This window comes from Burkholderia cenocepacia, from assembly GCF_900446215.1.
Taxonomy (GTDB): domain Bacteria; phylum Pseudomonadota; class Gammaproteobacteria; order Burkholderiales; family Burkholderiaceae; genus Burkholderia; species Burkholderia cenocepacia.
The window spans coordinates 414,987-429,992 of the sequence record NZ_UAQZ01000014.1 but is presented as its reverse complement, the minus strand read 5'-3'; the positions used below and the strand labels follow the sequence as shown (position 1 = coordinate 429,992).

General features: G+C 59.4%; 8 protein-coding genes and 2 pseudogenes. 6 read left to right on the top strand and 4 right to left on the bottom strand.

Features of this window, described 5'->3' with window-relative positions; all coding sequences use genetic code 11:
* Window positions 1–44 precede the first annotated feature (44 nt).
* Together istB and istA are read right to left on the bottom strand one after the other, a co-directional pair.
* Window positions 45–818 carry an IS21-like element ISBcen13 family helper ATPase IstB gene (istB, locus tag DTA15_RS28625; protein WP_006482411.1) on the bottom strand — a complete coding sequence of 258 codons (774 nt, stop codon included), beginning with the start codon at window positions 816–818 and terminating at the stop codon, window positions 45–47.
* Window positions 815–1,843 (bottom strand): IS21-like element ISBcen13 family transposase, encoded by a 1,029-nt coding sequence (istA, locus tag DTA15_RS28620; RefSeq protein WP_006482449.1) that lies wholly within the window; start codon window positions 1,841–1,843, stop codon window positions 815–817. The genes istB and istA overlap by 4 nt, the downstream gene beginning before the upstream one ends.
* Window positions 1,844–2,061: 218 nt before the next feature.
* On the opposite strand from istA, the gene DTA15_RS28610 reads away from it, so the two are divergent.
* The gene (locus DTA15_RS28610) at window positions 2,062–3,426 is read left to right on the top strand and encodes a hypothetical protein (RefSeq protein ID WP_034178408.1); all 1,365 of its coding nucleotides are present in this window, start codon (window positions 2,062–2,064) and stop codon (window positions 3,424–3,426) included.
* 25 nt (window positions 3,427–3,451) lie between these two features.
* Here DTA15_RS28610 and DTA15_RS28605 read toward each other — a convergent pair.
* A protein-coding gene (locus DTA15_RS28605) for an IS3-like element ISBcen15 family transposase (RefSeq protein WP_085964349.1) occupies window positions 3,452–4,581 on the bottom strand; the annotation gives its coding sequence in 2 pieces (ribosomal slippage) (window positions 3,452–4,329 and window positions 4,329–4,581; 1,131 coding nt in all).
* 127 nt (window positions 4,582–4,708) lie between these two features.
* Here DTA15_RS28605 and DTA15_RS28600 point away from each other — a divergent pair.
* Window positions 4,709–5,314, top strand: coding sequence for an SNF2-related protein (locus DTA15_RS28600; protein WP_080002282.1), 606 nt, complete (start codon window positions 4,709–4,711; stop codon window positions 5,312–5,314).
* Between the two features lie 10 nt (window positions 5,315–5,324).
* Here the strand turns inward: DTA15_RS28600 and DTA15_RS28595 are convergent.
* A pseudogene (locus DTA15_RS28595) lies at window positions 5,325–6,444 on the bottom strand (IS3-like element IS407 family transposase).
* 97 nt (window positions 6,445–6,541) lie between these two features.
* Here DTA15_RS28595 and DTA15_RS39220 point away from each other — a divergent pair.
* The 4 genes and pseudogenes from DTA15_RS39220 to DTA15_RS28580 all read left to right on the top strand — a co-directional run.
* A pseudogene (locus DTA15_RS39220) lies at window positions 6,542–7,093 on the top strand (DEAD/DEAH box helicase); the annotation flags it as partial.
* A gap of 75 nt (window positions 7,094–7,168) precedes the next feature.
* Window positions 7,169–8,164, top strand: a complete 996-nt coding sequence (locus tag DTA15_RS39215; RefSeq protein WP_321175899.1) for a restriction endonuclease — start codon at window positions 7,169–7,171, stop codon at window positions 8,162–8,164.
* A gap of 150 nt (window positions 8,165–8,314) precedes the next feature.
* Window positions 8,315–13,156, top strand: coding sequence for an AAA domain-containing protein (locus tag DTA15_RS28585; RefSeq protein ID WP_102896117.1), 4,842 nt, complete (start codon window positions 8,315–8,317; stop codon window positions 13,154–13,156).
* Window positions 13,149–14,702 (top strand): hypothetical protein, encoded by a 1,554-nt coding sequence (locus tag DTA15_RS28580; protein ID WP_006490612.1) that lies wholly within the window; start codon window positions 13,149–13,151, stop codon window positions 14,700–14,702. Before DTA15_RS28585 ends, DTA15_RS28580 begins: the two co-directional genes overlap by 8 nt.
* Window positions 14,703–15,006: the final 304 nt, after the last annotated feature.

Genomic DNA, 15,006 nt, shown 5'->3' with positions numbered 1-15,006 from the left:
AGCCACTTCGCGCCTGATCGCGCAAAGTAAAACTGAGCCAGTCGTTACTTCTTCGATGACGAGACGTGACCGGCTTGACGTTGCTGTCTCAGTCTGTAGCTGTCTCCTTTGATCTGGATGATGTGGGCATGGTGCAGGATGCGGTCGAGCATCGCTGCAGTCAGTGTGGTGTTGCCACCGAAGGTCTCGTCCCACTGCGCAAACGGCAGGTTGCTGGTCAGGATCATTGAACCGCGCTCGTAGCGTTTGGCGACGATCTGGAAGAAGTGGCTGGCCTGATCTCCCGAGAGTGGCAGATAGCCAATCTCGTCGACGATGAGCAACCTCGGGCCGAGAATGTTGTGTCGAAGTACGGCGTCGTATCGCTCCTGTCGGCGTGCGGCCTCGAGCTGCAACATTAGATCCGCCGCCGTAATGAACTTCGTCTTGATGCCGGCCTGCGTTGCAGCGTATCCGATCGCTATCGCGAGATGCGTCTTGCCCACGCCTGACGGGCCAAGCAACACGGCGTTCTCGCCCCGTTCGATGAAGCGCAGGGTGGCGAGCTCGTCGATCGTCTTGCGCGGGGCCCCGACGGCGAAGCTGTAGTCGTAGTCATCCAGTGTCTTGAGAGCGGGGAACCCCGCCATGCGCACCAGTGTTTGCCGCGAACGAACTTGCCGCGTCTCTCGTTCGTGCGCGAGCGCGTTCTCGAGGAAATCGAGGAAACTCCATTGTTTGGCCGCCGCGTCGCTGGCCAGAGCGACGTATCGGTGCATGAGCCCCTCGAGCTTCAAACTCTGGCAGTGCCCGTCGATGCGTTCCTGCTGCAAGTTCATGCGCGCACCTCGGTCAGTAATTGCTGGTAGACGGACAACGGGTGCTGGATCGACATTGCTGGATCAACGCGTGGCCGAGCGACGGCACGAGCCGGCAATCGGGGCACCGCGTAACCCGGCATATCGCGCAAGCAAGCCCGTTCGCGTTGCTCCAACAGAATCGCGGGTGCCAGCCCTGTAACCGGATGCACTCGCTGGTTAGCCACGTCGCGCAGCCATTTACTCACCTCGACGTTCGCAGTCACGGCATCGAGCATCAAGCCGGATTGCTTGAGCCGGCTCGCCAGCGGCACATAGAAATTGCCACGCAGGTAGCGGTGGAATCGCTCGACCTTGCCTTTGGTTTGCGCGCGGTACGGTTGGCACAGTCTGGGTAGGAAGCCGTACCGCTTGGCCAGATCGAGCATGCCGGCGTGCCAGCGGTGTTGACCGTCGCCATATGCATCGCGCTCGACAACGATAGTCTTGGCGTTGTCGTAAAGGATCTCGCGAGGAACGCCACCCAAGGCTTCGAACAGCGCATGATGACAGGCGACCAGCGTCTCGGCGCGTTCATCGGTGGTGAAGCGTGCCCAGCGCCACCGACTAAACCCGAGCGTGGCGGTGAAGGCGTAAAGCGGGTCGGTGCCTCGGCGGAAGACCACGAAATCGCACTGCATCTGCCGGCCAGGCTCGGTCTCGAACCTCACGACCGGGTCTGGCTTGGGCACGGACTTATGCGCGTTCATGAAAGCCTGCAGGCTTCGCAGTTGGCCCTCGTAGCCGCGCGCACGCAGCTCGCGCAGCAGCGCCGGCGCAGCGATGATCTCGGGTGCTGCGGCGCTCATGCGATCGAGGATGTACGCCTCGAACGCTCCGAGCTTGGTTGGCCGCGGTTCACGCGGCTTGTAGCGCGGCACGTCCTCGGCCGACAGGTACCGCGCCACCGTGTTGCGAGAAATACCCAGGCGCCGCGCGATCTCGCGCTCCGATACGCCTTGGGCTTTGAGCACATGGATTTGCATCCACTGTTCCTTCTGGAGCATCGCCAGCCTTTGCGCGCAAAAGGCTGACTGTACTGAAAGGTGGCTCAGATTTACTTCGCGCGAAGTGGCTCATTATTACTTTGCGCCCAACAGGTTCGAGGCGAGTCGGCGAGCAAGCCGAAGTTCACCCCCGTTCGAAGATCAATGTGTCTTGGGGGCGCCATGGCGTAGTAATTATTCCGGACCCTGCTGATGAGGCGTGGCTTGATGAACCCAGCGTGTTCGGCGCCGACTCCGAACTAGTGCTATTGCTTCGGCAGTTAGAGGAGGAGGGCTACATCGAGGTGCGGCCGTCCGGCGCGTCGATGGACTGGGAGTCCTATTATCGCCTTGAAGCAGTGGAAGGTTACTCCGCTTCGCTTCATCTGTTGAAGCTCCCCGCAAAGCGCGGCTGGCGCCCGATGTTGTCCAGCCGCGGCGGGCTCTCGGATGCAACTTTCGCCATCGGAATCTCGGGCTGGCGCGACCCGGCCGGCGCGCAGCCGAGCGGCAACGTGGAGATTCAGGGGGCGATCGTCTCTGCCGATGGCGAGCAATCGCTGCTCTCCGAGTCGGTATGGCGAGTGGTCCACGCCATTGCCGAGCGGCGCTCTCGTTCTGCGGAGGGATACAGCCCCGAAGACAACAAACGAGATTGGGCCAGAATCAGACGGCATGCCATCGACGCGAATGCTGATCTTGCCGATTTCCTCGCCAAGACAATCGTACTCACTCCCGAACGGATCGACATCCAAATGCGTAAGGGCGGTAAGGGCGCACAAGACATGGTGGAGATCATGCCCGGCTTCGACGGTGCTCCGAGTCGATGGCTAGAAGTCTTCGATAGATTCGAAGTAGTCCCGGAGCGCTACGAGATACCGAACGGCTCCGGTCTGGTGCACGTCTTGATGTCGGAGGACGCGCGCGCGGTCCTGTCGGAGATTCGGCGGATGCCTGGGCGTCGGGTGGCCGGCGCTCGCGCGGAGGCCTTCTTGCGCAACCCGTTTGCGACGCTTGGCCCCTCGGCCGCAGTCGCGATCGACCCGGACCAGTTCGAGCGAGCGCGAGAGGATGCAGGCATCGTTTTCGAACGGTTTTCCGCACGCGTCGTCGCGGACCAATCTGGCTATCCGTGCGACGTCGGCTTGCTCATTGAGCAGGTCTTCGAGGGCAAGCTGGTGGCGGAGGAGTCCAAGTTCGAGTCCGCCACCGAACTCGGATCGTTCATCGCAAAGATGGAACAGCGCTTCGCCACTGGAGCGCAGTGCTGTCATTGGAAGGGATTCGACCTCGAAATCCTGGGTGACTCGCCAGATCAAGTTGAGAAACTGCGTTCGGCGTTGGCCAAGCTCGCCTTGCCGCGCAAGATCACGGTATCCGACATCTTTGATCTCTCACTGTATTCCGAGCGCATAGAGGGTTTCGGGGTAGAGAAGCCCTATTACTCGCCCTTTATCGCCAAGAAAGGCGACGGCGGTTGGGTGCCGGAGAACGTCGACCTTGGTCTATGGTTCACCGACTCGAAGGGCGAGACGGTGGCGATACCGCTCGATGGGCGCAACCTGGACAAGTTCCGCAAGGAGGTTGAGCAGGCTGAGCAGTGAGGCTGGCCCAATTTCCGTCCCGGTCTTAGTTGGAAAATTCCGGCTCTTCGGGGCGGGCCGGATCGGCCCGATCGGTGCACTGGCGGGCGAATTCCGCCGGTGTCATCCACTGCAGCGCAGAATGAGGGCGCGCCTCGTTATAGTACTCGCGCCAGACCTCGATTTTGCGTCTGGCGTCCTCGAGCGACAAGAACCAATGTGCGTTGAGGCATTCCTCCCGAAAGCGTCCGTTGAATGATTCATTCTTCGCGTTGTCGGTCGGCTTGCCAGGACGCGAGAAGTCAATCTCCACGCCGTTCTCGTACGCCCATTTGTCGAGCGTCTTCGAAATGAACTCGCTGCCATTGTCTGCCTTGATATAGCGGGGAAGCGGACGATGCTGCGCAAGCCGGGTCAGCGCGGCGACAACGTGCTCGCCACGCAATGAACCGTCGACTTCAATCGCTAGGCATTCTCTCGTGTAGTTGTCCACGATCGTGAGCGTGCGCAAGCGTCGACCATCAAACAGCGCGTCAGCGACAAAATCCATACTCCAGATTTCGTTGATTGCGCTCACTGACTGCTTTGGCTGCCGGCGCCGGGCCGACTTGTTCCGTCGAGGTCGTTTGTGGCGCAACGAAAGCCCCAGTTCCCGATACACGCGTTCGACGCGTTTATGGTTGTCTCGCCAGCCTTCCCGGCGAAGCATCACGTACACGCGGGGCGCACCATAATGCACCCGCACTTCCGTGATCTCCTTGATGCGCATCTCCAGCGCGCTTTGATCCCGCGCGACCGATTCGTAACGGTAGACCGTGCGGGACAACTGCAACAATGCGCAGGTTTGCCGCTGGCTCGCGCCGAAACGCTGCATCAAGTCCGTGACCAGATCACGGCGCCGGGAAGGCTTCAGAGCTTTTTTGACAGCACATCCTGCAGCATGGCCTTGTCCAGCGACAGATCGGCCACGAGCCGCTTGAGCTTCGCGTTCTCTTCCTCAAGCTGCTTCAGCCGGCGCAGTTCCGAGGGTGACAGCCCGCCGTACTTCGTCCGCCAGTTGTAAAACGTCGCGTCGCTGATCCCCATCTTGCGGCAGACCTCCGCGACAGGCGTACCCAGCTCGGCCTGCTTCAGCGCGTATGCGATCTGCTCTTCGGTGAACTTGCTCTTCTTCACGGCATGACCTCCTGGTCTCGATGACAACGTCATGCCGGAATTTTCCACTTTCAAATGGGACAGTTTTGTGGGCTAGGGTCAGCAGGAAAAGCGAGAGAGCTTTTCCTTTCCTGGGTGTCCGAGACCGGTGCCGACGGGCTGGGCCAAGGAGGCTCTCGAAACCCTCGGCAAGGTTAAGGAAGAAGTCAAAGGCGGCAACTACATTCCCGGCAAGGACAAGTCGGCTCGCAAGATGGTCGAGCGCAAGGGCTTGGTGGTCAAGCCCAATGTAGATGGACTTGATTACGAGGAGCGGCGTGGAGATCTGTCAGCGGATAAGGCGCCACCCGCGATACCATCGAGCCTACGCCCCGATATTGAGCTCAAAGACCATCAACGAGACGGTTTAGCTTGGCTACAAAATATGTGGCGCAATTCGCCGTCGGTATGCCGTGGCGCACTCTTGGCCGACGACATGGGTTTGGGAAAGACCGTTCAGTTGTTGGCCTTCATGGCCTCGCTGATTGAGATCGAGCCCCGCATCGATCCATTCTTGGTCGTCGCGCCCGTTTCGTTGCTGGACAATTGGAAGGCCGAAATCGAGAAATTTTTCGTTGAGGGAGCGATGGATGTCCTCACGCTGTATGGCCCGAACGTCGCGGCAAAGCGAGCGCCGAGGTCCGCGCTTGATGACGGGTTGATTGAGTCGGGTTCGTCTGACCTGCCCCCATCAATAGGGCCAATGGGCTTCTAGCAAAGTCCCTTTAAACCAACTCCTGGAAAGCGGCAGGAGTATCCGCGGTTGCCCGATGTTTCGCCGCAAACTCTGACGGCGCAAGGTAGTTCAGTGCGCTGTGCGGCCTTTGCTCGTTGTAGTCCTGACGCCATGCCGCGATGACTGCCCGAGCATGCGCGAGCGTCGTGAACCAGTGCTCGTTAAGGCATTCGTCGCGGAACTTGCCGTTGAACGATTCGATGTACGCATTCTGCGTTGGCTTGCCCGCCTGAATCAACTTCAGAGCGACGCCGTTCGCATACGCCCACTGGTCAAGCGCGCGGCTCGTAAATTCGGGGCCCTGGTCTGTTCGCACCGCCTTGGGATAGCCACGGAAGCGAGCTGCGCGGTCCAATGCCCGAGCGACATACAAACCTGAGATGCCATGGTCGACAACGATGTCGACAGCCTCTTTCGTGAAGTCGTCGACGACGGTCAGGCACTTCACGCGCCGGCCGTTGGAAAGCGCATCCATCACGAAATCGATTGACCACACCTCGTTGGGGGCGCCCGGCAATGCCAGTTGCTCGCGCTCAATCATTACGCCGTGGCGCTTGCGACGGCGCCGCACAGCCAGCCCTGCCTCACGGTACAGGCGATAGATGCGCTTGTGATTGGCGTGCGTGCCTTCGCGTTCCACTAGGGCGTGCAATCGGCGGTAGCCGAATCGACGACGTTCGTGTGCCAACTCCACCAGACGCGCCGCTAGCACCTCATTCTCGTGGTCTGGCTTCGCGTCGTAATGCAGCACGCTGCGAGAAAGCCCGACAAGCCGGCAGGCGCGGCGCTCGGAGATGTTGACCTTCCCCGAATCGCCGATACTGCTTCGCGTTTGGCTTGCGGGCTCAGGGCTTTCCCTTGACGACGACCTTCAACGCTTCCATATCGAGCATTGCTTCGGCCAGCAGCTTCTTCAGCCGGGCATTCTCCACCTCGAGGTTCTTGAGCCGGCGGGCTTCCGAGACCTCCATGCCGCCGAACTTCGCACGCCAAGTGTAGAACGACGCATCACTGAACCCGTGCTTCCTGCACAGTTCCTTGACCGGCATACCGGCCTCGGCTTCCTTCAGAAACCCGATGATTTGCTGTTCCGTAAAGCGCTTCTTCATGTTCGTCTTCTTCTCCGAAAACGAACTTTACTAGACTCCGGCTGGCCCTGTTTGCAGGGGGCAGGTCACGCCCAAGCTCTTAGCATCGGACTGGCTCGGTTCGGCAAACGTGGTGCTGACGACCTATGAGACATTGCGCGACCTGGAATTCTCCTTAGCTGCGCAGAAGTGGTCGGTCATGGTTTGCGACGAGGCCCAAAAGATCAAGAACCCCAACGCGATGGTGACGCGGGCCGCCAAGAAGCAGAACGCCAGACTGAAGATCGCATGCACCGGCACGCCCGTCGAGAACACGTTGGCTGATCTGTGGTGCCTATTCGATTTTGTGCAGCCTGGCTTGCTAGGTTCGTTGAAGGACTTCGGCAGCAAATACCGCAGGCCCATCGAGGTGGAGACCGACGACGAGAAGGCGCGCATTGAAGAGCTGCGCGGCCTTATCGAGCCACAGAAGCTGCGTCGCACCAAAGCCGAGGTCGCGAAGGACCTGCCTAAGAAGATCTTGCATGAGGGCTGTCGCAAGCTGCCGCTTTCCGCTCGCCAGCGGGCGCTCTACGCGGATGCGGTGGCTCAGTTCAAATCACGTGGGCAAGGGCAGGGTAGTGGGCTGCAATCGCCTTTAGGTCTGCTGCAATACCTGCGCCGCCTTTGCTCTGATCCGCGGCCTCCCGGTCATATTGCCACCAGCGATGAATCCGTCGAGACCATCAAGAAGGCGTCGCCCAAGATGGACTGGATGCTGCGGCGGCTCAGGGAAATCGAGGCGTCGGGATCTGGCGACAAGGTCATCGTCTTCTGCGAGTTCCGGGACTTACAGCGCGTCATTCAACGCGCCATATCTGAGGTGTTCGGATTCGTGCCAGACGTGATCAACGGTGATACCTCGACCGAATCCGGGGCCGCAAGTAGTCGCCAAACCCGTATAACGGCTTATCAGCAAAATCCTGGTTTCGGCGTGATCATTCTTTCCCCTCTTGCAGTCGGCTTCGGAGTCAACATCCAGGCTGCCAATCATGTCATTCACTACACGCGCACATGGAACCCCGCGAAGGAAGACCAAGCCACTGACCGCGCGTATCGAATTGGGCAGCAAAAGGATGTGTACGTCTACTACCCCGTTGTGGTTGGCGGCGACTTCGTGACTTTCGACGAGAAGCTGGACGTGTTGCTTGAACGGAAGCGCGCGCTGTCCTATGACATGCTGAATGGGGTCGGCGATGTGACCCCATCTGACTTCGCTGACATCGAAGCGCCGGGTGGTGGTTCGCCATTTGGCGAAGATCTCTTTAATCCTGTCGATGTCGGTTCCTTGGGACCGGATGCATTCGAGTCCTTTTGCGCGTTGCTGTGGAGCAAGCAAGGTTACTCGCGAACAATCAAGACGCCGAAGACGGGGGATGGCGGTGTGGACATCGTTGCAATCAAAGGCAATCGTGGCGCGCTCATCCAATGCAAGAGCTCTGGTGTCGAGGGTAAGGAGATGGGCTGGGAGGCTGTCAAGGATGTCGCGGCCGGTTCCGTGGCCTATTCCGCGCGCTACCCGGGCGTCGAGTTCCAACTCATTGCAGCCACCAATCGCCGGTTCAATCAATCGGCCCGACAGCAAGCGTCACTGCTGAACGTGACGTTGATCGAAGGGAGTGATCTAGTCGATTTACTTTCGAAGCACCCGACTAAGAGAGGTGAATTCGATCGCTTCGCAATGGCTGGCTGGTCGCAGTGAAGAGAAGAATATGTCGCGACCGGTGGAACACACTCGTCAGCCCGGTGCCACAATGCGAGGCTCGGCGATCCGTCCGACATAGACAGTTTGCAAATAAATCAGAGTCCGGGGGTCTCAGCTGTGCGAATCAACTATCTCAGCCCACGAGGTGTGCTGGAGGTCGAGCATGCCGCCTTGCGCGAGCTTGAAGCGAAATTGCCTCGCGACTGGGGTGCCTATGCAGCATTCCGGCTGCTCGTTCGTGGCTCCAAACAGCCACTGGACATCGACCTGCTGCTGTTGACGAACAATCGAATCTTGGTAGTCGAACTGAAGAACTGGTCCGGCGACATTGAGTATTCGTCAGGTCAGTGGTTTCATCGCGGTGACCCTATGCCGTCGCCGGTAAATACCACGGACAACAAGGCCCGCGCTTTAAGGAAGTTCGTTCAGGAGAAGAACTCATCCCTCAAGTTGCCCTTCGTTGAGTCACTCGTAGTCCTGTGCCATCCCAAGTGCCGGTTGATCAACTTTCCGGACGAGCAGCGCCGTTTCATCGCGACGCTCCCCGATTTCGTGCATGCCGCGTCCGATGCTACACGCTACACGAGACGCTTTCCTGACATCCCGCCGACGTGGAACTATCGGTCGGCGGACCCCCTGCCTCAGCGCCAGCAGTACAACACCATTTTTTCTGCGTCCAACCCGGCGGTGCTCAAACGCCGCACAGTCTTGCATGGCTTTGAGCAGATCGACGACCAAGCAGACTACATCCATCCACGTAAGATCTGGTCGGAGTTCCTAGCCGAGCACCAAGAGAGTCGGAGCTCAAAGGCGCTGCTGCGAAAGTGGAACTTTGAAGAACTCGCCACTGGCGGTACCTCCACCGTTGAGCGTCAGACTATCGGCCTTCGCGAGTTGCGCCTAAATGAGACTCTGCGCGTCCAAGCGCCTGAATTGCACGAGGACCTACTTGAGCCTATCGGCTCAGCGACGGCGGACGACATCACCACCAACTTCGTCGAGGCATACCGTCTTCCTACCGGCATCGAACGCCTCTCCGAGCACCTAGCCCGCAACAGCGCCATGAGCGAGCAAGATCGATGCTCATTGGCAAAAAGTATCCTAGCTCGCTTCTCGAAGCTGCACGCGCTGGCGATTGCTCACCGCGACATCACCAACCGCACGCTGTGGGTGCTCGAACCGTCCCGCGTGATTCTATCTACGTTTGCAGCCGCGCGCGTCCCGCAAGCCCAGACCGTCGGTATCCATCGCGTTGAGCTGGAGACCGGGTCCATCGAACTACCCGAAGACGAAGGCGTCGCCGCACAGGTTCGCTCGGGCGATCCGTTCGCCCGCGACGTCTTCCTGCTGGGCGTCCTGATCTACGAGATGCTAGAAGGCCGCGAGCTGGAGCGTATTAATGCCGTGCCCGTCTACAACGACACCGTTCCGCTCAACTTCCCAGCGCTGATGCCTTGGTACGCTAAGGCCATGGAACTTGATCCCGAAGCGCGTTACCGCAACGCTTCTGATGCACTCGATGCGTTGAACGCCTGCTTGGCCGTCGATGCGGGGCCGGACGTCTGCGCTGAAGACTTCCAGGTCTACGAGACCGAGGCTGGCCCGATGACTCTCATGGCCAAGCGCGTGATCTCGCCTGGCCCCACCAAGATGGTCTACGAATCGGAGAGGAGTGGCGACCGCGTCCTAGTGAAGTGCTGGCCGCAGCTCAAGTATGACCCGAAGTATCTGGCGCGCAACCTGCGGCTGCTCTCTTTCCTACAGCGAGCGAGATCGCTGCGGCAGTCTGGCTTCGACGCCGCCCCTGAGGTTATGGATTTCGGCCTGAACGCGTTCGGACTGGTGCTGGTCACGCGATGGACGGAAGGTCAAACGCTCACCGAGTGGTTGGAGACCGACCCGGAGGGGCGGCAACGTGCGCTCGTGGCGCATGCCGTGCTCAATGCCGTGCGACGGCTCCACATCTTGGGGCTGTCCCACGGTGACGTGAAAGCAGACAACATCATCGTACCGCAGATCACGGGGGATGAAACGCCTCGGGTCGTGCTAGTGGACATACCAGACCTGAGCGCTGATGGAGACGAAGGGATCACCGTCGGCACGGTGCCGCCGACTCTGGAGAGTGCATCCCCACTACACCGCGACGCGTTTGCCGTGTGCATGCTCGTCCTGACCCTGTTGCCCGAAGACTTCGAGGTGACACGAAGCGACGTGGCTCGGGCCGTCGAATTGGTGGATGCGCTGCCGCCGCTGGATCTACTAGCTGAAACGCTACAGGACGAGCTTCACCCTAAACCGCGCTCGGTCCCGACGCTCAAGATTACCCTCAAGCGCCGCGGCCGTGGTGGTCCTCCATCACTGGACCTCATCTCTAACAATGGCGAGTATTCGGTGCGCGCGACAAGGCATGCGGAGACTGGACACCTGCGATTCAACATGGTCGGAACGCGGCAAGATCTCTACATCAAGTACGACCCAGAAGAAGATGTCGTACTTGACGCCGCAGTCAAGGCGATCGACCACATCGATTTTGTCAGTGCTCACCGGCGCAAGACATTCTCGCTAAATGCAGAGATACACGTCACCTTTGCAGAGGAGGCAGACGTCACCGCGCTGGCTGGTCTGCTGTATCAGCACTACATCGCGAACGCCACGGATGAACTGGAGGGCGGCGAGACGGTCGTCAAAGGACTCAGTGCCGATCCGTATGCCCGTCTGTCCGAGAGCACGCCCCTGCAGCAGGTGTCCGCCACGGCACTTTGGACCGCGTTGTCCGACACAGATGAGATGAACGTCACGAAGATCACCGTTCGGAATGGTGCGAGACAATCACCGCCACAAAGCGATGAGTGGATCATCTACTTCGATTGTGAGGGCGGTGTGCTCGACTTTTCGGAGGACGAGGGCATCGAGCTGCTGGAGCGTGGGGTGGACGCCATGGACGGTGGCGACCGCTGGTACACCGTCGGATGGGTCTCACCCGACATCGGGCGTAACGTAATGCGGGTGCGTGCCAAAAGCATGCGTTTCTCGCCGAAGGCGGGTGACGTCCTGCACGTGCGAGGCACCTTTGAAAAAGTGGCTTCCGAACGGCGGGTCGCGGCGATGAAGCGGGTGCTCGCGGGCGGTGGTCTCATTCCCTCACTGGTTGACTACTTCGATCCGGATACCGAACGGATGCCAAATCACGACGTTGCAATCGATCTAGGCGACCTCGGCAGCTACGACTTGAACGAGTCCCAGGAAGAGGCGCTTCGGATCGCTTTGTCCTACGGCCCAATCTCGTTACTGCAAGGGCCGCCCGGTACTGGGAAAACCAAGTTCATCGCGTCGTTCGTCCACTTGCTGTTGTCGCGAGGGCTTGCTCACAATATCTTGCTTGTCAGCCAATCACATGAAGCTGTGAACAATGCCATGGATAAGGTGGCTGGTTCGCTTCGGGCGTCGAATATGGATGTGTCGATGGTACGCGTTGGCTTGCAATCGATGGTGTCGCCTGGCCTCCGTAGCGTCCAGGAAGATTCGCTGCGCCAGCGGTACCGCGAGAGTTTTGACGCGGAGATCAAGGACCGAGTGCGAACGGTCGGCGTCGCCATGGGTCTTCCGGAAGGCTATGTGCGCGCTGCGACGGAGCTTCATACTACGCTGGGCCCGTTACTTCAAAGCATCGACCGCCTCATACGCGCAATTGATGAGGCAGATGGCGAGGATGCCTCGGCCGAGGAGCATCTGCGTCGGCTCAGCCAGGTGTTTGTCGAGGTCGCGGAGCGCCAGTTTGGAATTCATGCATCCGCCGACGATGAAGCGGCCAACCTCCGCGATCTTCTGGATGACAAACTAGAGGCGTTGGCTCATCAGCACGGCTCGCCGAGCCCGGCTAAGTGTGCTCGGCTGGAGCAGATCGCTCGCCTCTCCACGGAGTTCTCACAGGTGCTGCGCAGCCCGCGCTCCAACTACACTGCTTTCCTCGCGCGCAGCTCCAGCGTTGTGGCGGGCACCTGCGTAGGCGTGGGCAAGCAGGCGCTGGGTATCACAGAAGTTCCCTACGACTGGGTCATCGTGGACGAAGCTGCACGCGCATCGCCGATGGAGCTCGTTGTTGCTATGCAAGCTGGCAAGCGCGTGCTGCTGGTAGGCGATCATTTACAGTTGCCGCCGTCTTACCCGCGAGCTGTCGAAGATCGAGCATCGGCCTTGCTCGGAATGCCGCGCAAGGAATTCCGGCGGATAAACAACTTTCAGCGCGCGTTTTCTTCGAATTACGGCCAGTCGGTCGGCCGAACATTGCGCGTGCAGTACCGCATGGCAGAGCATATCAGCCAGCTCGTATCACACTGCTTCTATGCAGACGCACTCGAGGTCGGACGAGAACCACCGGGCCAAGAGTACGAGAAGCTACCATCATTTCTCGCCTCGCAGGTTGTGTGGGTCGACACCCAAGACCAAGGACGCGAGGCGTTTCACCGCTCAGCCGGCACCCACGAAGGTGCACTCGTGAACAACCAAGAAGCCTTGGCCGTCGTGGAAGTGGTTCGGGCCATTCTGACGTCGCCGGGGTTCTTAGAGCAGGTCCAGTCGAAAGACGGCGAAAACGAGCCCATCATCGGTATCATCGCCATGTACTCCGATCAGCGCGACCTGATCCGGAAGAAGCTCGAGCAGGCAGAATGGGCCTCCGGGCTTCGTGACCGCTTCACCGTGGGCACAGTGGATAGCTATCAGGGCAAGGAGAACCGTATCATCGTGCTGTCGGTGGTACGCAACGACACCAGCGAGCACGTTGGCTTTTTGAGTGATCCAGAGCGCATCAACGTAGCCATGTCCCGATCAAAGGACCGACTGGTGATCGTCAGCTCGTCGGCCATGTGGCGGTCTCGGACGACCACGCCGATGAAACGGGTGCTCGACGAAGTCGAGCGCCTCGCGGAGCAACAACTGGCCAAGTTCGTGCCATCCAAAGAACTGAAGCGGAGTCTGTCCAATGCGTGAGCGTTTTAACACTGTCGCAGTGGCGATTCCGGCGCAACTGTTCAACGTGCGCTGCCATGTCACCATCGACCGCCAAGTTCCTGTCATGACGGATTTCGCGGTGCGTTTGCTGCACCTGAGCGGTCCTCTGGAGGTTGGCGCATTGCGGGAGTACTTCGGCCTCTCCGCAAGCGAATTTCGGGATCTGCTTGAACTCCTGAGGGAAGAAGGTCTTGTCGGAGAGGCGAACGGCCGCATCTCGCTGACTTCCTATGCCGAGTCACGCTTCACGGCATCATCAGATGGACTGCCGCGCTTCACGAAGATCGCAGAGCGGCAAAGCCGCCCCGTATTCGAGTTGTTGAGCTATACGCCACTGCCCAAGGCACTGTCGGGCAGCTACTGGGACAATGCCCTAGAACTGAAGTGGAGCGCGGACGATCCCGCTGCGGGCAACACCATTGATCGTGCAGAAGCGGCGTTTCACAAACACTTCCTCGACATTGAACGCTTCGAACTAGAAGATGAAAATCGGCGTGCTTACGCCTGTTATAAGGTGGACGAGATCCGCGCCGGGCGCCCATTCAGTGTTCCGCTTCCGGTGCACTTCGAAGTGGACGTCGAGGGTAACGTCGAATTTGAAATCGACGCGCAGCTCGAACTCCTGCCCGAGTCGCTGCGCTCTCTGGTGCGGACCCTTACCGCCGACCGGATCGCAACGCTGTCAACCCGCTCCGACCACCTGCGTGCCTTTATCGAACGCTTCGACGATGAGCTGCTTGGTCGCTATATGCTGGCGCAATCGGCCGTTGAGGAGAAGACTGCATTTGTCAAACACGACGGACGGATCGGGCTGCGCAAGGACCCCGCAATCGACTTTGGACGATACATCCACGAAGTGCATGGACAGGCAAACGGCGAGGTGTACGACTCCGGCAAGAGCCAAGCGCTCCTTGGTGCCCTCTACATGCCCAAATGCCAGTCGCGTTTCTTAATCGGATTGCGCAAGGCACTCGCGGTAATCAAGAGGTCGGCTAATGAAGAACTCCCGAAGGCCATCTTCTGGGTGATTCCAGACTCCGAATTATGGGGGCGCACGAGTTTGGTCCTAGACCTAGTCAACGGCATCCGAGGCGCCCTCAAGGACGGTTTGGGTTTACCGTTGGAGATCGTCGCCATTGCTCCCTGCCACCAGAATGAGAACAGGGATCGCCTCGTTAAGCGCGCACGCCATCTGCTTGACGGAGGTTTCAACCGCGTGTTCCTGAGTCCATACCAACCGAAGCAAGAGTGCGTCGAGGTCTTGCTCATCCCTGGCATATACGGCGCAGCAACGTACCAATGGGCGGTGCCGAGTGCCGACAGGTATAACGTGCCATTAGGATTTGTGACCCAATCCGGTCCAAAGCTGCAGAAGATGGCCGGATTTGCTCGGGCAGCTCTGGCGTCGTCGCTCCACGGTTCAGGTTGGGGGAGCGGCAGCAGGACCGAGGAGCGTAAGTTTTGGTTCAGCGATGCGGTTGTGAGTGAGTTCTCTTTCCTTGACCGCTATGTCGATGCGACATGAGCTCCTCCTAACTAGCTGGCCAGACCGCGACGCAGCGAAGTATTTTTCCCGCGGAGGTGGCAGTACCGTTGCCGATTATAGTTAAATAACGGGACCTTCGCTCTGAACCCTGATCTGCCGCAGGAAGTTGTATCCGCGTCGCTAGCGTTGGGTACAAGCCCAATTGTGCCGGCCAGGTTGCAGGATAGCCTGTAACCCCCTTATGCATTTGAGTTTCCCGATAAGATGCACGAGCCCATGCTTCCATCAATAGGCGCCGTTGTTCCAGTAGGTCGTTACGGTGCGGTGATACGCGGCCTCGACC